General features: G+C 40.5%; 16 protein-coding genes. 13 read left to right on the forward strand and 3 right to left on the reverse strand.

What is annotated here, in order from left to right:
• Positions 1–80 precede the first annotated feature (80 nt).
• Both DQ356_RS06610 and sucD read left to right on the forward strand, forming a co-directional pair.
• Positions 81–980 carry an LpxD N-terminal domain-containing protein gene (locus DQ356_RS06610; protein ID WP_114303686.1) on the forward strand — a complete coding sequence of 300 codons (900 nt, stop codon included), beginning with the start codon at positions 81–83 and terminating at the stop codon, positions 978–980.
• 86 nt (positions 981–1066) lie between these two features.
• Positions 1067–1939: a succinate--CoA ligase subunit alpha gene (gene sucD, locus DQ356_RS06615; protein ID WP_114303687.1), complete on the forward strand. Its 873-nt coding sequence runs from the start codon at positions 1067–1069 to the stop codon at positions 1937–1939.
• A 104-nt stretch (positions 1940–2043) separates the two neighbouring features.
• On the opposite strand, the gene DQ356_RS06620 is transcribed toward sucD, so the two are convergent.
• Positions 2044–3162: an MBL fold metallo-hydrolase gene (locus DQ356_RS06620; protein ID WP_228420668.1), complete on the reverse strand. Its 1119-nt coding sequence runs from the start codon at positions 3160–3162 to the stop codon at positions 2044–2046.
• A 147-nt stretch (positions 3163–3309) separates the two neighbouring features.
• On the opposite strand from DQ356_RS06620, the gene acs reads away from it, so the two are divergent.
• From acs to nhaA, 3 genes are all read left to right on the forward strand, one after another.
• On the forward strand, positions 3310–5217 hold the full coding sequence (gene acs, locus DQ356_RS06625; RefSeq protein ID WP_114303688.1) for an acetate--CoA ligase: 1908 nt from the start codon (positions 3310–3312) through the stop codon (positions 5215–5217).
• 115 nt (positions 5218–5332) lie between these two features.
• Positions 5333–7537, forward strand: a complete 2205-nt coding sequence (locus DQ356_RS06630; RefSeq protein WP_114303689.1) for a RelA/SpoT family protein — start codon at positions 5333–5335, stop codon at positions 7535–7537.
• A 9-nt stretch (positions 7538–7546) separates the two neighbouring features.
• Complete coding sequence (gene nhaA / locus DQ356_RS06635; RefSeq protein WP_114303690.1) at positions 7547–8707, forward strand: Na+/H+ antiporter NhaA; 1161 nt, start codon at positions 7547–7549, stop codon at positions 8705–8707.
• On the opposite strand, the gene DQ356_RS06640 is transcribed toward nhaA, so the two are convergent.
• Positions 8704–9723: a YihY/virulence factor BrkB family protein gene (locus DQ356_RS06640; RefSeq protein WP_114303691.1), complete on the reverse strand. Its 1020-nt coding sequence runs from the start codon at positions 9721–9723 to the stop codon at positions 8704–8706. The genes nhaA and DQ356_RS06640 overlap by 4 nt on opposite strands.
• Before the next feature lie 32 nt (positions 9724–9755).
• Here DQ356_RS06640 and DQ356_RS06645 point away from each other — a divergent pair, with 32 nt between their 5' ends.
• The 6 genes from DQ356_RS06645 to DQ356_RS06670 all read left to right on the forward strand — a co-directional run bounded on the left by DQ356_RS06645 (position 9756) and on the right by DQ356_RS06670 (position 16072).
• Positions 9756–10229, forward strand: coding sequence for a 23S rRNA (pseudouridine(1915)-N(3))-methyltransferase RlmH (locus DQ356_RS06645; RefSeq protein ID WP_114303692.1), 474 nt, complete (start codon positions 9756–9758; stop codon positions 10227–10229).
• A 156-nt stretch (positions 10230–10385) separates the two neighbouring features.
• Positions 10386–11810, forward strand: a complete 1425-nt coding sequence (locus DQ356_RS06650; RefSeq protein ID WP_114303693.1) for a dicarboxylate/amino acid:cation symporter — start codon at positions 10386–10388, stop codon at positions 11808–11810.
• 132 nt (positions 11811–11942) lie between these two features.
• Entirely contained in the window at positions 11943–13046 is a 1104-nt protein-coding gene (locus tag DQ356_RS06655; protein WP_114303791.1) for an Mrp/NBP35 family ATP-binding protein, read from the forward strand.
• 28 nt (positions 13047–13074) lie between these two features.
• Entirely contained in the window at positions 13075–13326 is a 252-nt protein-coding gene (locus DQ356_RS06660; protein ID WP_114303694.1) for a NifU family protein, read from the forward strand.
• Between the two features lie 195 nt (positions 13327–13521).
• Positions 13522–14892: a D-alanyl-D-alanine carboxypeptidase/D-alanyl-D-alanine endopeptidase gene (dacB, locus tag DQ356_RS06665; protein WP_394337247.1), complete on the forward strand. Its 1371-nt coding sequence runs from the start codon at positions 13522–13524 to the stop codon at positions 14890–14892.
• Between the two features lie 4 nt (positions 14893–14896).
• On the forward strand, positions 14897–16072 hold the full coding sequence (locus DQ356_RS06670) for a sensor histidine kinase (protein WP_114303696.1): 1176 nt from the start codon (positions 14897–14899) through the stop codon (positions 16070–16072).
• Here DQ356_RS06670 and DQ356_RS06675 read toward each other — a convergent pair.
• Positions 16069–17688, reverse strand: a complete 1620-nt coding sequence (locus DQ356_RS06675; RefSeq protein WP_114303697.1) for a M1 family metallopeptidase — start codon at positions 17686–17688, stop codon at positions 16069–16071. The two genes, DQ356_RS06670 and DQ356_RS06675, sit on opposite strands and share 4 nt — an antisense overlap.
• A 305-nt stretch (positions 17689–17993) precedes the next feature.
• Between DQ356_RS06675 and DQ356_RS06680 the strand changes: the two genes are divergently transcribed.
• Together DQ356_RS06680 and DQ356_RS06685 are read left to right on the forward strand one after the other, a co-directional pair.
• Positions 17994–20954 carry a SusC/RagA family TonB-linked outer membrane protein gene (locus DQ356_RS06680; protein WP_114303698.1) on the forward strand — a complete coding sequence of 987 codons (2961 nt, stop codon included), beginning with the start codon at positions 17994–17996 and terminating at the stop codon, positions 20952–20954.
• A 15-nt stretch (positions 20955–20969) separates the two neighbouring features.
• On the forward strand, positions 20970–22427 hold the full coding sequence (locus DQ356_RS06685; RefSeq protein WP_114303699.1) for a SusD/RagB family nutrient-binding outer membrane lipoprotein: 1458 nt from the start codon (positions 20970–20972) through the stop codon (positions 22425–22427).
• Positions 22428–22431: the final 4 nt, after the last annotated feature.

Below are 22431 nucleotides of genomic sequence, written 5' to 3' on the forward strand. Positions count from 1 at the left end.
TTCAATAACAAGTGCAAGGTTTTACGTTGCGGGTTTAGAATATTCTGAATGCGTAATTTGAAACCTTTTTATTTATTTTTATGAAATTTCATCAGCCACAAACCCTCCATTCCATTGCTGAAATCATTGGAGTACGATATATAGGAAACAGCGATTTTCCGGTTTTCGGAACGAACGAAATTCACAGGGTAACGCCCGGAGATATCGTATTTGTGAACCATCCGAAATATTACGACAAAGCCCTGGATTCGGCAGCGACAGTTATTCTTATCGATAAAGAAGTGGAATGTCCGGAAGGAAAAGCGTTATTGATTTCTGATGATCCTTTCCGGGATTTTAATCTCATCAATCTACATTTTACCAAACTGAATAATTTCCGCGACGAACTTCATAATGTGGAAATTGGCGAAGGCAGCTTCATCCATCCCACGGCGGTGCTGGGAAATGATGTGAAAATCGGAAAAAACTGTCATATCTTCCCGAACGTCGTGATCGGCGATCGCACTGTTATCGGCGATCATGTGATCATTCAGGCCAATACGGTGATTGGTGGTGATGCTTTTTATTACAGAAAACTCAATGGAAATTTCGACCGCTTGGTTTCCGTCGGAAATGTTGTGATCGAAAATCAGGTGGAAATTGGCAACGGCTGCACGATTGACCGTGGAGTGACGGATGCTACCATTATCAGAGAAGGTTCGGTGCTGGATAATCAGATTCAAATTGGGCACGATACCATTATCGGAAAAAAATGTCTGATTGCTTCACAAACGGGTATTGCAGGTTGCTGCATTATTGAAGATGAAGTGACCATTTGGGGACAGGTGGGCATGGCTTCCGGAGTGAGAGTGGAATCCGGAACGGTGCTGTTGGCAAAATGTGGCGTGAATCGGGATTTGAAAAAAGGAACGTATTTTGGCACGATTGCCGAAGAATTCAGAGATTATTTGAGGAAGGAAGTGAAACTCAAAAATTTGTAAATTGTCCTCCAGGTAAGCACTAATTCAATTTTATTGAGTAAATTTGTGCATCTTTTTAAAATTCAAAAAATAATAAAAAATATAACATGTCAGTATTAGTAAACAAAGATTCTAAAGTAATTGTACAGGGATTCACCGGAAACGAGGGAACGTTCCACGCGCAGCAAATGATAGAATACGGAACCAATGTGGTAGGAGGTGTTACCCCCGGAAAAGGAGGTTCTGAGCATCTTGGTAAGCCGGTTTTCAATACCGTGGCTGATGCTGTGGAAAAAGCCGGAGCCAATGTTTCCATTATTTTTGTGCCGCCGGCGTTCGCCGCAGATGCCATTATGGAAGCTGCAGAGTCCGGTATCAAAGTAATCGTTTGTATTACCGAAGGAATTCCGGTAGCTGATATGATCAAGGTAAAATCTTACATTGCTGACAGAGATTGTAGGCTTATCGGACCCAACTGTCCAGGAATTATCACTTCAGAAGAAGCGAAAATCGGAATTATGCCGGGCTTTGTTTTCAAAAAAGGAAAAGTAGGCATTGTTTCAAAATCCGGGACACTCACGTATGAGGCTGCTGATCAGGTAGTTAAAGCAGGTCATGGGATTTCCACTGCAATCGGTATCGGTGGCGACCCGATTATCGGAACTACGACCAAAGAAGCATTGGAATTGTTCATCAACGATCCTGAAACTGAAGCGGTGGTAATGATCGGAGAAATCGGTGGTTCTTTGGAAGCAGAAGCAGCAAGATGGTACAAAGAAAACGGTTCTAAAAAACCGGTTGTCGGATTTATCGCCGGACAAACGGCGCCGAAAGGCAGAACGATGGGACACGCCGGTGCGATTGTGGGCGGTGATGAAGATACTGCACAGGCCAAAATGGAAATCATGAGAGAAAACGGAATTCACGTGGTAGATTCTCCTGCAGATATCGGCAAAACTATCGCTTCGATTTTAGCATAAACTACTGTTGATAAAATAAATACAAAGCCGCATCAGAAAAAACTGACGCGGCTTTTCTGTTTTAATCCCTATTTTAAAACAGATAAAAGAGGGAATAATCTTGGTTAATCGTACTTTTCCCACCATTTTTCATACACTTTTGCATCATCTTTCCAGTCGATCTTTTCTCCGATTTTCGGATAGATGAGCCGCAGATTTTCTGTGTTGAGTTTTGCTATTTTTGTCAAAGGTTCATACCATGAGTGGGCAGCCAGTGCGAATTTGGAATGGTGTACAGGAATCATTCTTTTGGCATTCAGTTCTTTCATCGCTTTCAGATTTTCGCCCGGCATAAAATGAATATACCTCCAATCGTCGTTATATTGTCCGTTTTCGAGAATCGCCAGATCGAAGCTTTCGTATTTTTCGCCAATCTTTTTAAAATGATCATCATAACCGCTATCCCCACCAATATAAATTCGCTGTGTAGGCGTTTCAAAAACGAAACTTGCCCAAATGGCCTGGTCGCGCTTCAAGCCGCGACCGGAAAAATGTCTTGCTGGTTCGGCTGTCACTTTGAAGCGGTTGCCTAAATCCGCACTTTCGAACCAGTCTAATTCTATAATATTTTCAGGATCATATCCCCAATATTCCAGATGTTCACCTGTGCCAAGTCCGGTAATGATTTTCTTTGTCCTTGTAAATAACTTCAGTACGGTGTTGTAATCCAGATGGTCCCAATGATCGTGCGTAATGATGAGATAATCCAGCACCGGAATGTCCCCAGTCTGATACACATCGCTTCCCGCAAAAGCTTTTCCGGTGAATGAAAATGGCGACGCATAACCGCTCAGTACAGGGTCGACAAGGATTTTTTTTCCCTCAATTTGCATGAAATAGGAAGAGTGTCCCATCCACACAAATGCATCTTGATCATGTCTAAGTTGCTGAAGATCAGTTTTTTGAAAATGAAAAGCTTTTGACGGCGTTTTATCGGGAGTTTTCCCGAAGAGAAAACGGAACATCACTTCCGGCATCGAGGTGTCTTCAGCAAGTTGAGGCGTGGCATTTAAATTGTCGAACCGCCCGTTTTTATAATGTGGAGATTTCAGAATACGTTCCATACGCTTTCCTGAAGGAGCTTTTCCAAAATGAGGTTGGTTGAGAACGAAATATCCAGTCAACGCTAACGCTAAAATAAACAGAAGAAAGAACACCATAATCCGTTTGGCTGTTTTTTTCATTTTCTAACAATAAAGGTGCAAATTTAGACAATAAAAGTCAGGTTGAAGTTCGGGTGAAGTTTCGCAGGTATTAAAAGTTGAAGATTCAAAACCAAAAGAGAGAAAAATTAATTACTTTTATCAGATCAATCTTCACATCAATTTAAAATGAAAAATCTGTATATCGACAGCCTGCCGGATTATTTTAAACAGTACCGGAAATCCATTAAAAACCCAAAAAAATTCTGGGACAAGATCGCCGAAGAAGGTTTCGTCTGGTATCAGCGATGGACTAAAGTGGTGGAATTTGACATGGAAGAAGCCAGAATCAAATGGTTTAAAAACGCAAAACTAAACATTACCAAAAATTGCATCGACCGTCATCTGGCCTCCCGCGGCGACAAAACCGCCATTATCTGGGAACCTAATGACCTCAATGAATCACCGCAGCATATTTCCTATCGTGAACTTCATGAAAGAGTCTGTAAAATGGCGAATGTTCTTGCAGACTTAGGAGTTCAGAAAGGCGACCGTGTCTGTATCTATCTTCCCATGATTCCGGAACTTGCCGTATCCATGCTGGCCTGCGCAAGAATGGGCGCTGTACATTCCGTTATTTTTGCGGGATTTTCAGATTCTGCTATTGCGTCCAGAGTTAATGATTGTGAGGCAAAACTGATCATCTGTTCCGACGGAAGTTATCGGGGAAATAAAACCATCGACCTGAAAGGAATTGTAGATAAAGCCGTGGAAAAATGCCCTACGGTAGAAAAAGTTCTGGTGGTAAAAAGAACCGGAAGCGAAGTAAATATGACGGAAGGCCGAGACCTCTGGCTGGAACCGTTGTATGAAAAAGCTTCTCCGGATTTTGTTTCCAAAATAATGGATGCTGAAGATCCTTTGTTTATTCTGTACACTTCCGGTTCCACAGGAAAACCAAAAGGCATGCTGCATACAACTGCGGGATATATGGTTTTTACTGCTTATACTTTTAAAAATGTTTTCAATTATCTGGAAAATGATGTGTACTGGTGTACCGCAGATATTGGCTGGATTACGGGACATTCTTATATTCTCTATGGTCCATTGGCCAATGGTGCCACCACCGTGATGTTTGAAGGCGTTCCGTCTTATCCTGAACCCGACCGTTTCTGGAAAGTGATCGACCGACATAAAGTGACTCAGTTTTATACGGCACCCACTGCGATTCGGGCATTAGCCAAAGAATCTTCAGAATGGGTGGAAAAGCATGATTTGTCCAGCCTTCGTGTGATTGGTTCCGTGGGTGAACCTATCAATGATGAAGCCTGGCATTGGTATAATGATCATGTTGGAAAAAGAAAATGCCCGATTGTTGATACTTGGTGGCAAACCGAAACAGGGGGTATTATGATCTCGCCGATTCCGTTTGTTACGCCTACAAAACCAACCTATGCCACGCTTCCGCTTCCGGGAATTCAGCCGGTACTAATGGATGACAAAAGAAACGAAATTACCGGAAATCAGGTCGATGGAAATCTGTGTATCCGTTTCCCTTGGCCCGGAATTGCAAGAACCATCTGGGGCGATCATCGGCGGTATAAAGAAACTTATTTTACCGCATTTCCGGGGAAATACTTTACGGGAGATGGCGCACTTCGCGATGAAACAGGATATTACAGGATTACAGGGCGTGTGGATGATATCATCATTGTTTCCGGACACAATTTGGGAACGGCTCCGATAGAAGACAGTATCAATCAGCATCCGGCCGTTGCAGAATCCGCAATTGTAGGGTATCCGCACGACATCAAAGGCAGTGCTTTGTACGGTTTTGTTTCTCTGAAAGAAAGTGGTGAAGTTCGGGACAGGGATAATCTGAGAAATGAAATCAATCTTTTAATTTCTGATTCTATTGGACCCATCGCCAAGTTGGACAAAATTCAGTTTGTGAAAACACTTCCGAAAACCCGTTCAGGAAAAATCATGCGTAGGATTTTAAGAAAAATTGCAGAAGGCGATTTCAGTAACTTCGGCGATATGTCCACACTTCAGGATCCGGAAGTAGTGGAAGAAATCAGGAAAGGGAAACTATAACTCCCTTGTAAATAAGTAAAATTACAACCGATAAATTCTAAGAATATTTCTTTTTGATTGAGAGATAAATGCTCTCATTTTTTAGTATTTTAGCCTGTTCAAAGTTTATTCACAAATGGTTTACGATTTAGAACAGGAAAATAAGGAAATTCTCGCACGCTACCGTGACCTGATTTCCAATACCTACCGAACGCTGGACGAGGAACATAACAAGCTCATTCGTAAAGCGTTCGATATTGCTCTGGATGCCCATAAAGACCAGCGTCGGAAAACGGGGGAGCCTTATATTTACCATCCCATTGAAGTGGCCAAAATTGTAGCCAACGAAATCGGGCTTGGTGCTACTTCCATCGCCTGTGCGTTGCTTCATGATGTGATAGAAGATTCGGAATATACTTATGAAGACCTAAAAAAAATATTTGGAGAAAAAATCGCTGATATTGTCAATGGACTCACGAAGATCTCCATTATGAACCATCAGAACATCTCCATTCAATCCGAAAATTACAGAAAACTTTTGCTGACTCTTTCTGAAGATTTCAGGGTGATTCTGATTAAAATTGCAGACCGGCTTCACAATATGCGGACACTGGAAAGCATGCGGCCCGATAAACAGAAGAAAATAGCATCGGAAACGGTATACATTTATGCGCCTTTAGCCCACCGATTGGGTTTGTACAATATTAAATCTGAACTGGAAGACCTTTCATTGAAGTACAATAATCCTGATGTATATAATGAAATCGCCGGAAAACTGGAGCTCGCAAATGAACAGCGCCATAAATATATTGATGAATTTACCAAGGAAGTTTCCGAAAGACTGAAAGAAGAAGGCTTAAATTTCACCATCAAAGGAAGAGCAAAAGCTATTTCCTCAATTTTCAGGAAAATGCTGAAACAGGGTGTTTCTTTTGAGGAAGTTTTTGATAATTACGCTATCAGAATCATCTATAAGTCTGATGCCAAGAATGAGAAATTTCTCGCCTGGAAAATTTATTCCATCGTTACAGACCTTTATCACAGCAATCCGCTCCGAATGCGCGACTGGATTACAAGGCCACGTTCCACAGGATATGAAAGTTTACATCTCACCGTTCTCGGACCAGACAAAAAATGGATTGAAGTGCAGATTCGTTCAGAAAGAATGGATGATATCGCAGAAAAAGGAGTGGCAGCGCATTACAAATATAAAGAAGGTTTTCGTGCTAATCCCGATGAAAGAAATTTCGAACAGTGGGTAACAGAAATTCGGGAAGTTTTGGAAAACCAACAGAATCTTTCCACCACAGAATTGCTGGACAATATTAAATTAAATCTTTATTCCAAAGAAGTTTTTGTGTTCACCCCGAAAGGAGAAATCAAAACCCTGCCAGTTGGATCTACCGCATTGGATTTTGCATTTGCTGTACATACCGACTTGGGAACTAAATGTTTGGGTGCTAAAGTAAACGGAAAACTGGTGCCGATTTCTTATGTTTTGAAAAATGGCGACCAGGTGGATATTCTTTCTTCTCACAATCAGAAACCGAAATTAGATTGGCTGGACTTTGTAGTCACTTCCAAAGCCAAATCTAAAATCCGACATTTCCTGAATTCTCAGAAAAATCACCTCGTGCAGGATGGAAAAGAGATTCTTCAGCGTAAACTAAGACACGCCAAAATTGCTTTCAACGATCAGGAAGTGAACAGGATGCAAAAATATTTTAACCTGAACACCTCTCAGGAACTTTTCCTTGGTTTTCAGGACGGAACTTTTGATACAGGAGATCTCAGGAAATATTTAGAAAGCAAAAATGTCTTTAACAACCTTTTGAACCGATTCCGCAAATCTCCCGGGAAAAACGAGCAGTTTGAAGAGGCTCCGCAAAGCAACCTTGACATGGTGGTGTTCGGGAAAGATGAAGAAAAACTGAATTATACCTATGCCAAATGTTGCGATGTAATTCCCGGTGATAAAATTTTCGGATTTATTACCATTTCAGAAGGAATAAAAGTGCACAATGAGAACTGTCCGAATGCCATTAACCTTCGTGCACAGTACGATTACAGAGTAATGCCCGCAAAATGGGTGAATGCTGAAAGTTTCAAAAACCGTGTAAAAATTGAAATAGAAGGGCTGGACAGAATGGGAATGATTAACGACATCACACAGGTCATCAGCAACTCCATGAGTATGGATATGAAAAGCATGACTATTGCTTCTAACGATGGAATTTTTACAGGAACTATCAATCTGGAAGTGCGGAATAAAAGCCAGCTGGAAGAAACTTTTAAACACCTTAAAAACATCAACGGTGTTTCAAAAGTGAAGAGATTATAAAAGTATCCTATGAAAATAACACAGTATTTCCAGAAATTTTTCCACAGCAGCCAATCGTCCGGGCTGATTTTGCTTTTTTGTGTTTTTGTTTCTTTATTAATTGCTAATTCATCAGCAGGAACTTCATTTCAGTATTTTCTGGATGCTCAGTTGGGTGCGTATTCCGTTTCGATCTGGATTAATGACGGATTGATGGCGGTTTTTTTCCTTCTGGTTGGTCTTGAAATAAAAAGAGAAATTGTAGAAGGCGAACTTTCCAGTTTCAAAAATGCTTCCTTGCCCATATTTGCTGCGATCGGCGGAATGTTGGTTCCGGCACTGATCTACTTTTTTTTCAACAACGGAACGCCTTATGCAAAAGGCTGGGCCATTCCGATGGCGACGGATATTGCCTTTGCACTGGCCATTATTTCCATGTTAGGAAAAAGTGTTCCTGTTGCCGTGAAAATATTTCTGGCAGCTTTAGCCATCATTGACGATTTGGGAGCCATTCTCGTTATCGCGCTTTTTTATACAGAAGAGTTGCACTGGAATTATCTTCTGTTCAGCGGCTGTATTTTATTGTTGTTGGTTTTATTGAATTTCTTTAAAGTTTCTAAACATATTTTCTATCTAGTTCCCGGAATTTTTCTTTGGTATTGTATGCATCATTCGGGAATTCATGCTACTATAGCCGGAGTTCTGTTGGCCTTTACGATTCCAACAAACGTTTCCACTACGCAAATTTCTCCTTTGGAAAAACTGGAACAGCGGCTTCACACTCCGGTGAATTTTTTCATTATGCCTCTTTTTGCGTTGGCCAATACCAATATTCTTTTTAAACCGGGAATGGTAGAAGGTCTTTTTTCTTCGTTAGGTTACGGAATTGTAGGCGGATTACTAGCCGGAAAAGTCATCGGAATTGTGTTGTTTTCTTTTATTGCCATTAAAATCAAAATAAGCTCGTTGCCGGCAAAAAGCAATTGGTCTCATATTATCGGAGCTGGATTTCTGGCAGGAATCGGATTTACCATGTCGATATTTATCGCTTTGCTTTCCTTTAAAGGACATCACGATTTGCAGGATGAAGCCAAGTTTGCGGTACTTATTGCTTCCGTGCTTTCAGGATTTACAGGAGCACTGTGGTTGAAATATTTTGCGAAAAAACCTGAGTTAATACAGGAAAATTAAGTCTTGCTTTGTGTGGTTTCAGCGTTGTCAAGGACAATCTGATGGTTTTCGGATACCTCTTGTTCCGCAGGTTCCGGGCTGAAATTTTGGGTTTCCTTGCGCAGTTCGTCAGAGATAATTTTATCCAACCTCACCCTTCGTATGGCAAGATTAAGTTCATTTCCAAAAAGTAAAAGATAAACATTCACATTCACCCAAACCATCAGCAAAATCATGGTACCGATAGATCCGTAAAGCACATTGTACCTTGCAAAATTTCTGGCGTAAATGGCGAATAAATACGTGGTGAGCACGAAAAGCACGGTCGTCAAAACCGCTCCGGGAATGGCTTGTTTGAATTTGGTAATTTTCACCGTTCCTACCCAATAAAAAAAGGTTAGAAGAATAAAATAAAATAACGGAAAAGAGATAAATCCAATAATTCGGGAAAGATTGTCTACAAACCAGGAAATGTCATAGTCGGGAGTGAAAAGTTTCAGCACAACCTCGGAATAATACACCCCGAAAATGGCGAGTAACACCACACTGATGAATCCGACTGTGATGAAAAAGGCCACGATAAATTCCTTCACATCATGGTGTTTCACATCGCTTTCTTCATTAAAACCGTCGATGAGTGCAAAAGTTCCGTTGGTAGCAAAAAAAAGCGCCAGAATAATAGTGATATTGCTGATGGAAGTGGAATTGGGAATAATGGTACTCTGAATGTAACTGATGACATCGCCCTCGATACGGCCGGGAAAAATCCTGTGCATCAGGACTTCAAAAATATAGAACTGAAGCTTGTCGTAATGCGGAAGATAGGGCAGAATAGAAATTAAAAAAAGGATGAAAGGAAAAAGTGAAAACACGAAATTCCACGAAATGGCAGCGGCTTTTCTTCCGATCTGATTTTTAAAAATTCCCTGAATGTAAATATCGAACATTTTCCACAGTGAAACCCCCAGAAAAGGGATGTGAATCCCGTCCAGATAGTCGTGTATTTTGCGGATGAATCTCGGCGTTCTTATCTGCATTCAAACTATATTTGCAGAAACAAAGATAAGCAATGAGAATGAATTTGCTCTGCATCGGCAAAACGGACCGCCGTGAGATTTCTGAAATGATCGACTATTACAGGAGCCGCCTTCCCAAACACTGGAACTTTGAAATGACAGAAATCCCTGATGTTAAAAACGCAAAAAACCTTACACCGGAACTGTTGAAAAAAGAAGAAGCCAGACTGTTGTTGAATGCGATAGACAGCACGGATATCACAGTTTTGCTAGATGAAAAAGGCAAACAAATAACCAGCCGCGAATTTGCTGCTAAAATAGAAGGCTGGATGAATTCTTCCGTGAAAAAAATCAATTTTATTATCGGTGGTGCGTATGGTTTTGATGAAACGGTTTACCAAAAATGTAACGAGAAAATGTCTCTTTCCAGAATGACTTTTACCCATCAGATGATCCGGCTTTTCTTTGTGGAACAGCTGTATCGTGCAGATCAAATCTTGCAGGGCAAACCTTACCATAATGACTAAGAGAATCTGCGATGGAGAAATTTGCTCTAATCAAATCACAGAACATCAAAGATAAAAAGTAACTTCTGATGTCAATTTTCTGATCTAAAGTGTCTTAGGTTTCCTTAACCTTTTTTAACAAAAAAAACTATATTTGTACGCTTACAAAAAACATCTATGCGGTCCATTCTGAAGATTTTCCCTATCCTTACCCTCACTGTTGCAGTGATTCTCCATGGTATCAATTTTATCAATCCTTTGCCCGCCGAATATTTGGTGTATGGCCATCTTTTCCTGATTTTAGGTTTGGTGGTGTTTGCAATCAGAAGAAAAGATCTCACCACCTGGATTCTCATCAGCATCGTAATGGGAGTGATTATAGGACGTGATTTTCCTGGAGTTGCGATGTCGCTTCAGCCGCTAAGCCAGGGCTTTATCCGGCTGGTAAAAACCATTGTCGGGCCTATTATTTTTGCCACTTTGGTGTACGGAATTGCCGGACATTCAGATCTGAAACAGGTGGGCAGAATGGCGTGGAAATCTTTGCTTTATTTTTATACTGCTACTACATTGGCTCTTTTTATCGGCCTTGCCGCGATTAATATTACCCAGGCAGGAGTCGGCATTGATATGTCTGAAATTCCGCAACATGAACTCCCAAAAACATCTTCAACCAAGGACAGCGACCTTCAGGCTTTGGAACAAATCCCCGAATCTGCACATTGGATTTTTAAAACCACCGCATTTTTTCGAGATGTTTTCCCAGAAAATATTATCAAATCCATTCATGAAAATCAGGTCTTGCAAATCGTTGTTTTCGCAGTTATTTTCGGAATCGGACTTGCACAGTTGCCAGAAAGAAAGAAGAAGCCGATGGTGGATTTCATGGAAAGCCTCGCAGAAACCATGTTTAAATATACCCATATTATCATGTATTTTGCACCGATAGGAGTAGGCGCGGCTATGGCTTATACCGTAGGACACATGGGAATTGATATCCTGAAATATCTTTTCATGTTGCTGCTCACATTGTATGGCGCGCTGACCGCATTTCTGCTTTTGGTACTGCTTCCAATAGCGTTGTACATGAAAGTTCCTATAAAACGCTTTATTTCTGCAATCAAAGAGCCGGTTTCTATTGCATTTGCTACCACCAGTTCTGATGCTGCACTTCCCATCGTTATGCAAAATATGGAACGGTTCGGTGTGCCCAGAAGAATAGTTTCTTTTGTTGTTCCTACAGGATATTCTTTCAATCTGGACGGCACCACACTTTACCTTTCTCTGGCCTCTATTTTCGTAGCCCAAGCTGCGGGAATGAATCTTTCTTTTGGACAGCAATTGCTTATTTGTTTAACCTTAATGATTACCAGCAAAGGTGTAGCAGCGATTCCCAGAGCTTCGTTGATAATTTTAATTGCAACAGCCGATCAGTTTGGGCTTCCTACTTTTATTATCGCCGCCATCTTAGGGATTGATGAATTAATGGATATGGCGAGAACTTCCGTTAATGTCATCGGGAACTGTCTCGCTTCTGTGGTGATCGCAAAATGGGAAGGTGAATTTGATCAGGAAAAAGCATTGACTTTTACTCCAGAATAAATTCATTTACAGCAAAAAGTTTCGTCGCCGAACGTATATAATATAAGCAGATACCTGATAAATCTCTTATTCTTATTGATTCTAAATTATAAAAAAGTCCGTAAATTTGTCTGACAATTTTAAAGAAAAATGATGTTGACAAAAGATAAAATTCAGGAGTTTCTGAAAGAAATAGAAGTAGATGATCTCGTAACTAACCTGCAAGTTGTGGGAAATGATGTCTATATCGACATGACGTCTCATTCGCCAGCGATGCACGAAAAAAAGAAGCTGGAAGTCGCCATGAAAAATGCTTTTGCATCAGCATTTGGCGAACAGGTAATTTTGAAACTGAAAATCGTTTCCCCGGAACCTACAGAAGTTCAGCAGAATCAAATCAAAGGAAAACAAATTCCTGGAATTCAGAATATTATCGCCATCGCATCCGGAAAAGGAGGTGTTGGAAAATCTACAGTAGCTGCTAATCTGGCAGTTACGTTGGCTAAAATGGGTTTCAAAGTGGGTTTATTGGACGCCGATATTTACGGTCCGTCTATTCCCACTATGCTGGATACGGAGGGCAGCAAACCGGTTTCTGTAGAAGTGGACGGTAAAAACCTGATGAAACCCATAGAAAATTATGGGGTTAAAATGCTGTCGATCGGATATTTCTCCGGAGCCAATCAGGCCGTAGTTTGGAGAGGGCCGATGGCTTCCAAAGCACTGAACCAAATGATCCGCGATGCGCATTGGGGAACTTTGGATTTCCTTCTTATCGATCTTCCTCCGGGAACTGGAGATATTCATCTGTCTATCATTCAGGAAGTTCCGGTAACCGGTGCGGTAATCGTCAGTACGCCTCAACATGTAGCATTAGCCGATGTAAGAAAGGGAATTGCGATGTTCACTATGGAAAGCATCAACATTCCTGTATTAGGACTTATTGAAAATATGTCTTATTTTACGCCGGCTGAACTTCCGGAAAATAAATATTATATCTTTGGAAACCAAGGTGCTAAAAACATGGCCGAAGATTTGGGAATTCCAGTGTTGGGAGAAATTCCGCTCATCCAGAGCATTCGTGAAGCCGGAGATGTAGGAAGGCCGGCTGCTTTGCAGGAAGGTTCTGCAATTGAAGAAATTTATATTTCTACAGCGCAAAAAATGGTGGAAAGTCTTGTAGAAAGGAATAAGAACCTGCCGCCAACAGAAGCGGTAAAAATAACAACCATGGCCGGTTGTTCTCCAAAATCGTAACCAGAAGGTTGCAAAATAAAATAAGTAAATGTTAGAAAATCATCAAAATACCATCGATACTACTTCAAGAGTTATGGCGGCTTTGGAAAGTATCCGACCGTTCCTGAACAGTGACGGTGGCGATATAGAACTGGTAAAAGTGGAAAATTCTACAGTTTGGGTAAAGCTACAGGGCAATTGCAACGGTTGTCCCATGAGTTTTTCTACCATGAAACTGGGTGTGGAAAATACCATCCGACAGTACGCTCCAGAAATTACTCAGGTTCTGAACGCAGAATAATTTTGTCATCACTCTTTTAAAAGAGGCTGTATCAGGAAAGGCCTTCTGAATTATTTCAGCAGGAGCAAAGCATCCCTACCTTGCTTAGGATAGCGTTTTGCAGGAAAATATTTTTTCTTTTTGATACAGCCTCTTTATATTTTTAGTTCTCAGCAGCGTATTTTTTTCTTTATATTTGAATAAAATTCAATGTTCATGTACAGATTGCTGCTCGTTATTTTCTTCATTCCTTCTTTATTTTTTTCTCAGGATATTTCCCGGAAACTGGATCAGGCTGTTAAGGAACTTCTCCGTTCTGATGCCGCGTTCGCTGCCAGTATTTCCTTTTATGTTTCCGATGAACAGGGCAATATGATTTTTGATTATCAAGGAAATAAAGGGTTTTCCTCCGCTTCCACCCAGAAAATTTTTACCGCAGCCGCAGCATTGCAAACATTGGGGAAAGAATACAGATACATCACAAAAGCTTCTTATTCCGGTGAAATTTCCAAAGGGCAACTTTCAGGGAATCTGTTCATCACTTCCAATGGCGATCCTACGTTGGGAAGCTGGCGTTACGACGGCTGGAAACCTGAAGATTTTAAGAATAAATTCATCGCTGCAATGAAAACTTCCGGAATTAAAGAAATTTCAGGAAATCTGATTCTGGACGACAGCTATTTTGATTTTCAAACCGTTCCCGGAGGTTGGCCCTGGGACGATATGGGAAATTATTACGGAGCAGGAGTGTGGAGTATTAACTGGCGCGAAAATCAGTTTGACATGAAAATGAAAGGAAATTCTATTCAGGGTTTTAATATAAATATGGATGAGGTAAAATGGATAAATGAAGTCAAAACAGGTGGAAATTCTGACCAAAGCTTAATCTTCACGGCACCGTATTCTCAAGTCGCGTACATCAACGGTACGTTGCCTTCCCGCAATATCACGGTTTCCGGAGCGATGCCCAATCCGCCGTATCAACTGGGAACCGAACTGATGGACTGGCTGAAAGAAGCCGGAATTAAAATTCATGGAAAAGCAATTACCACTTCCCAATTGAAAATAGAAGGGCAGAAAACTTTGCAGATGCCGGAAAACAATGTATTTTTCACCTATCAGTCGCCGACATTGGATAAAATAGTGTATTGGTTTTTGAAGAAAAGTGTCAACCTGTACGGTGAAACTTTCATTAAAACTATGGCCAAAGAAAAGAAAGGAACTGGAAGTTTTGATGTAGGTGTGGCCTATCTCAAGGAATTTTGGAAAGGAAAAGGAATTCATCCTTCCATGATTAATTTTGCGGACGGAAGTGGTCTCTCGCCACAGAATTATGTTTCGGCAAAGGCAGAAGTTCAGGCGTTATTATGGTCGAAAAAGCAACCCTGGTTCAACAGCTTTTTTACCGGATTTCCAGAATATAACGGAATGAAAATGAAAAGCGGAACCATTAAAAATACCAAGTCCTTTGCAGGTTATCATACGTCGTCATTAGGAAAACCTTACGTTTTTGCGGTCATCATTCACAATTATCAGGGCGCGAAAGTGAGCGAAGCATTGTATCAGCTTTTAAACCATTTAAAATAAAGTTTTGAAAATAGCACTTCTTTCCAGGATCAACCGGTGGTTTGTATTTGTGATGCTCACTGTGGTAACGGTTGCCGTAATTATTTCGACGGTTTTTTTCATCAATTATCTGCGAAAAGAAGAAATAAAACGGATTAATTTGATTTTCAAAGCGATCAAAATTCAGCAAGAAGTAGAATCGCCAGATCCTGCCATTCTCGAACTTCTTCCTGAAATTTATTCAAGTAATTCTACCATTCCGATTGTGGTGACCGATAAAAATCACCAACCTATTTTGGAATACGGCTATTCCATGAATATTGCTGAAGAAATTGCCAATGATCCTGTTGCCCTGAAACAGTTGATACAAAGGATGAGCAGCAGTTACGAACCTTTAGAAATAAAATTTCCCGATGGCAATAATCAGTTTATTTATTACGATAATTCCCGCCTTCTGAACAATCTCCGATATTCGCCTTATTTGCTTGGATTGTTCATTTTCAGCTATTTACTGTTTTCATTTTGGTTTTTGCGCACCATCAAAAAGACGGATGCCGGCTTCCTTTGGGCCGGACTTGCCAAAGAAACAGCACACCAGATCGGAACCCCGCTTTCGTCCATGATCGGGTGGATTGAAATCATGAGAATGGAAAATCCGTATTCGGAAGGAATTTCCGAAATTGAAAAAGATGTGGAACGCCTGAAAACTATTTCTGAGCGGTTTTCAAAAATAGGATCCGTTCCGGAACTGAATGATATGAATCTTTCCGAAACGGTTCAACAGAATTTTGATTATTTAAAGACAAGAATTTCAACAAAAGTAGCCTTTACATTGCAACTTCCCGAAGAAGAAATGTTAATTTCCCATAACAGAATCCTGATCAGTTGGGTGATAGAGAATGTGGTGAAAAATGCCGTAGATGCGATGAAAGGGGAAGGAGAACTGAATATCCATCTCTACAGAAAAGGAAAAAATATTTATATTGATTTCAAAGATACCGGTTGCGGAATGACAAAAAGGCAAGCAGCAAATGTTTTTAAACCCGGTTATTCTACCAAAAAAAGAGGTTGGGGATTGGGCCTTAGTTTAGCCAAGCGCGTGGTGAATGAATATCATGACGGCGATATTAAGATCGCGCAAACGGAAACAGGAAAAGGCTCTGTTTTCAGGATTGTGCTGAAAGACCGAAACGACAGCTAACGATTTACTTTCAAATAATGAACATAATAATTGGGATCAAATTTTACTTCCTTGCTGCTTTCCAAAGTCACGCTTTGCCACGTTTCTGACGGTTTAATGAGTTGAGTTCCATTAATTTTTAGAGGTAAATTCAAATTTTTAATAACTTGTGAATATCGGAATTCCAATATATTTCCTTTCTGAGAATATTCGAATACCGGAATTTTTATAGTTCTGAGGTATTGCTCGAAAACGCCCGAGAAATCGAAACCTGAAAATTCTGAAATAAACTTCTCAATTTCTATTGATGTGACCGTTTTGTGATAAAATTCCTCATTCATTTTCCGAAGCATTTGCCTGAATTTATGATCGTTATCCATAATTTGCCGGATTGTATGCAGCATGCTGGCTCCTTTAAAATACATATCCGTACTTCCTGTATTTCTTACGCCATATTGCCCAATAATCGGACTGTCATTCAGAATATTCTGTCGGGTTCCCTGAAGATATTTTTCAGCTGAAATTTTGTCCAGATAATGTTCCGTAAACAACGTTTCGGAGTAGGAGGTAAAGGCTTCATGAATCCACATATCGGCTTTGTCTTTCGCGGTAATGCTGTTCCCGAACCATTCGTGTCCGCTTTCATGAACCAGAATGAAATCCCATTTCAAACCGATACCGGTGCCCGATAAATCCGAGCCTAAATAACCATTTTGATATCCGTTTCCGTAAGCGATATTACTCTGATGTTCCATTCCTAAAAAAGGCGTTTCCACCATTTTAAATCCGTCTTCGTAAAAAGGATAAGGCCCAAACCAGTATTCGAAAGCTTCCAGCATTGGTTTCACCTGAGTGAATTGTTTTTTTGCAAGCTCAACATGTTCAGAAAGCACCCAATATTCAAGCGAAAGTATTCCTTTTTCCCCTGAAAATGTATCTTTAATGTGAACATAATTCCCAATATTCGGAACGATAGAGTAGGTGTTGATAGGGTTTTTCACTTCCCAGACAAAAATGTTTTTGTCTTTCTCATGCATTTTGGAAATTAGTTTCCCGTTTCCAATTCCTGTTAAATGTTTGGGTGTAGTAATCTGCATAATAATGCCTTCATCTGGTTCATCATTCCAAATGTCTTTTACCGGAAGCCACACCGAAGTGCCGATACTTTCCTGAGCTACGCTGATGAAAGGATTTCTGTTTTTATCTTCAGAAAACACCCAGCCGCCTTCCCAAGGAGCGTTTTTAGCAATCACGGGATGTCCCGAATAATGAAGGGTAAAATAATCGCGATCTCCTTTTCGGTACGGTTTTTTACTTTTTACCCAAATGAAATCCCCGTCTCTTTCGAAAGTAAATTTCGTATAATCGGAATCCTCAGGCTTGAATTGCATCGGTTGTTGTAAATCAATCTGGAAAACAGGATTTTGAATATCTTTAGTTATTTCAAAACTGATTTTATTTTTTCCACAAATGAATTTTCGATCAGAATTTACTTCTACTGTGAGTTCATATTTCCTGACGTCCCAGAAGTTTCTGAAAACAGTATCCGAACCTTTCAATGAATCCATTCGTGTAAAAGGTTGAGCCATCGCAACTGCGGATATCAGTAAAAAAAGAATTCTAATAATGTTTTTCATAAGTAAATACTGATAGCAAAAATACTAAACAGAATGGACATGCAATTTGAATAAATTTTGAGTTTGAAGAGTTCTCAAAATTTTCATTGAGTTTTGACATACATTAAAACTTATCTTGAATCAGCATATTTCTATTTTATTAGCATTAACATTTTTTAACATTCTCCAAAGCTGATTCTCATGCTTGTGTGTATTATGTTAATACTCTATTCATTTTACATTTACTGTTTATTCATGAAGTGTTAAGGGTGATTTAAACCCTTCCTGCAAGCGAGAAGGTAATTTTGCAGGAAAATAATCATAACGTGAAAAGAAACATTCAGAAACTTATTGCATTAGTGCTTACTGGAACCGTAACTGTAGAAATGGCGGCTCAGCAGAAACAGGATACACTGTCTGTACGGTCTATTGAGGAGGTTGTTGTTACCGCATTGGGAATCAAACGCCAGGATAAAGCTTTGGGCTATGTCGCAGAAAAAGTGGATTCGGAAACTTTTGAAGAAACCCAAAATAACAACTGGGCACAATCGATGGAAGGAAAAGTGGCAGGATTGAAAGTACAAACTGCCGGAGCGGGTCCGTTGGGTTCAGCAAGAATTACCCTTCGCGGTGAGAAATCCATGTTTATGGATAATAATTATGCTCTGATTGTGGTTGATGGAATTCCCCTCAGTGATGGCCCGAGAGTGAATTCTGGAACAGGAACCGCAGCTTACGGTGCAGGAACAGGAGGAGATCTTCCTATTGATCTTGGAAATGGGTTGAACAGCATTAATCCCGACGATATAGAAAGTGTAACAGTGCTGAAAGGAGCATCAGCAGCGGCTTTGTATGGTTCCAGAGCGGCCAACGGAGCATTGATGATCACCACGAAATCCGGAAAAAGCAGAAATGGAAAAATAGCCTTTACTTTCAATTCTTATTCTTCGTTTGACTCTGTGCTGAAATGGCCGGATTATCAGCATGAATACGGACAAGGAACCATGCCGCAGTATTATTCTTATGGCGTTTCTCCGGATGGGAACAGCACGGGCGGAACGAGTAGTGCCTTTGGTCCGAAATTTAATGGGCAGTATTATTTTCAATACGATCCTACCTTAGAAGGACAAAGTTCTGAACGCCAGTTATGGAGGCCATACAAAGACAATGTAAAAGGATTTTGGGAAGTAGGTTCCACGTATTCTAACAGTCTTGCAATAGAAAGTTCTAACGACAAAACCAGTTTCCGGACTTCTCTTACGTATCTTGAAAATGAATGGATGATGCCCAATACAGGCTTCGACCGGTTCAATTTTGCCGGTTCAGTAGCGCATCAATTCAATGATAAGTTAAGAATTTCAGGAAAATTAAATTATAACAGAACGCACAGCGACAATTTGCCTGCAACCGGGTATAACAACCAGTCGATTTCTTATTTTATGATTTTCCAGAATCCGAGTATTGATCTGGCTTGGTACAAACCAATTTGGAAAAAAGACCAATATAAAATTGATCAGATTCATCCGTTTTCATCATTTATTGATAATCCGTATCTGATTGCTTATGAAATGCTGAACGGTGTAGACAAAAGAAATATTACCGGAAATATTACGGTTGATTATCGGTTTAATAACCACTTCAGTGCGATGCTGAGATCCGGAGTTGAAATCCTGAACGAAGTGCGTACCACAAAAAGGCCTTACAGTTCTGCCAATTATCTGAAAGGTTTTTACAGAGAACAATTTATTACCAATCAGGAATATAATAATGATGTTCTTTTCGGGTATAAAAATAATTTCGGGAAATTCGGTTTGTCCGTTTCTGCTGGTGGAAGTATGAGGTATAATGAGTATATGATGAACGATTATCGGGCAGAAGGGCTTAAAATTCCCGGAGATTATATGCTGACGAATGCGATTTCTCTCATTACGAAAGTTCCAAAACCATATGATGAGCAGGTGAGCAGTGTTTATGGCTTAACTACCTTGAGCTTCGACGATAAAATATTTGTAGACATCACGGGAAGGAACGATTGGAGCAGCACGCTTCCTGCCGCCAACCGTTCGTTTTTCTATCCTTCCGTCAGCAGCAGTTTTATTCTTTCAGATTTATTCAGTTTAAGATCTTCTCAGTTTAATTTCTGGAAACTCCGCGCTTCTTGGGCAAAAGTAGGGATCGATGGATCGCCTTATCAGCTGGAGAAGTATTATGATCTTTCTGATATTCAGGGATCTGTGACAGCGCCATCTACGTATCCTAATCCGAATTTGAAACCGGAAATTAATACCAATATTGAAGCAGGGATGGATTTTGGATTATTGGGCAACCGACTGAATTATAACTTTACCGTTTACCAAAATAATACGCGAAACCAGATTATTCGAATTCCGACGTTGTATGAAACAGGATATTCCCATCGTTGGATTAATGCTGGAGAAGTGCGCAACAGAGGAATCGAAATGTCGCTGGATGCCACTCCCGTAAGAACCAAAAATTTCAGCTGGAAAATTGGTGCCAATTGGTCGATGAACGAAAACCAGATCATGTCGCTGCCCGCAGAATTTAACAATGAACCGTACACCATGAGCACAGTAGCCGGCGTTGTGTATTTCAATGCAGAAGTAGGTGGATCTTTGGGAGATATGTATGGCTTTAAACTCGTAAGAACTCCCGACGGACAAGTGGTTTTTGGTGACAACGGATTAACAGCAAGGCCTGCTAATATTGAAAAAGTTGGAAACGCTTTTCCGAAATGGCGCGCAGGATTTCAAAATGATTTTAGATTCGGAAATGTACAGGTAAGTTTCTCTTTCGACGGGCAGTATGGCGGAATGGCTTATTCCCAAACCCATCACAAAATGTCCGAACAAGGCAAGCTGACTCACACGTTGAATGGAAGAAGCGACACCGGAATGATGGTAGGCGAAGGTGTAGTACAGAATCCAGACGGTTCTTACAGCCCCAATACCAAATCCGTAACTGTAGCTTCATATTACGGTGATTATTACCGCAGAGCCAACATAGAAACCAATACTTTCGACACTTCTTTCATCAAGCTTCGTGATGCCAGAATTGCGTATTCATTCCCGAAAAATATCACGAAGCAACTAAGAATGACTGAACTGACCTTAGCTTTATTTGGAAAAAATCTGTGGATGTGGACAGAGTTCCCGATGTTTGATCCTGAAGTTGCCACCTTGGATAACAGTACCATTACGCCTGGTGTAGAAATTGGCCAGTTGCCTTCTGCCAGAACCATCGGTTTTCAAATTAATGTAAAATTCTAAAAAAAGAAATAAAAAATGAAAAAGCTTTTCATCAACATAAGCCTCGTTGCCGCTACTGTTCTTGCTGTGCAGTCTTGCTCCCGGACTTTTGAGGAAATCAATACAGATACCAGCAAAATTGTCAGCCCTACTGCCGGAAGCATGCTGGCTCCTTTACAGTACGAAATGGGTTCGTATGGATACAACCGTGCCGATGATTTTACTTTTCAAATCATGCAAGTCGCCATTCCTTTCCCCAACGAGGGAAATACCGTGAGCCGTTATTATTTCACGGAAGGTACCGGTGCCGGTTTCTGGAATACCAGTTATAAATGGCTGAAACAAGCCAAGGAAATGAACGATTTCGCAGTTAAAGAAAATAATCCTAATTATCAGGCAATTGCTAAGGTAATGAATGCCTGGATTTATTCAAATCTAACGGACGCTTTCGGCGATGTTCCTTTCAGCGAAGCATTAAAGCTGGAAGAAGATATTATGAAACCAAAATTCGACAACCAGAAAGATATTTACGTTACTCTCCTGAACGATTTAAGGGAAGCGAATGATCTTTTTGATACAACTAAAGCACTTTCTGAACCTGATCTTTTCTTCCAGGGACACGCTTCGGCAGCCAATATGATCAAGTGGAAAAAATTTGCCAATTCTCTTTCCCTCAGGCTTCTTACCAGAATTCTGAACCGAAACGGAGAAGTGGATGTGCATGCGAGAATCCAGCAAATTGTGAACGATCCGGTGAAATATCCAATCTTTGAAAATATCGCAGACGGTGTCGTAATTTCAGTATCCGGAGTTGCGCCTTATCTTCCGCCTATTGCCCGTCCTCAGGATTTTACATCTTATCGTGCTGCCGGAGAATTTTTTGTCAATACTTTAAAAAATAATCAGGATCCAAGGCTTTCCAAATTTTTTACACAAGCCAAAAGTAATGTTGCGCCGTATCCAAATATCGGTTATGAAGGTGCGCCTGCAGGATATGCTTTGGGAACTGTTTTCAATTATCAACCTTCCAATATGAATCAAAATCTGGCCAAAGCTCCCCTCAAAATTCTGGTCTATCCTTATGCAGAACTCCAGTTTACTTTGGCTGAACTTGCTTTGAAAGGTATCATTTCCGGAAATGCTAAAAATTATTATGAAAACGGCGTGAAAGCTACGCTGGAAGAATGGGGGAATACGATGCCCGCGAATTATTTTGCGAATCCTGTTGTCGCCTATAACGGAACTTTAGAGCAAATCATGCTTCAGAAATATGTTGCCCTTTTCTTTGTTGATCATCAGCAATGGTACGAGCAGCGTAGAACGGGATATCCTGTTTTACCGAACAACGGCGGACTGCTGAACGGCGGAAATATGCCGCAAAGAATGCTGTATCCTACACAACCTAGAGTGATGAATACTGAAAATTACAACGCTGCTGTACAAAAATTGGGCGGCGATGATATTAATTCAAAAATGTGGTGGAACAAACCCTGAAAAT

The sequence above is a fragment of the Chryseobacterium lacus genome (assembly GCF_003336205.1).
GTDB classification, from domain to species: domain Bacteria; phylum Bacteroidota; class Bacteroidia; order Flavobacteriales; family Weeksellaceae; genus Chryseobacterium_A; species Chryseobacterium_A lacus.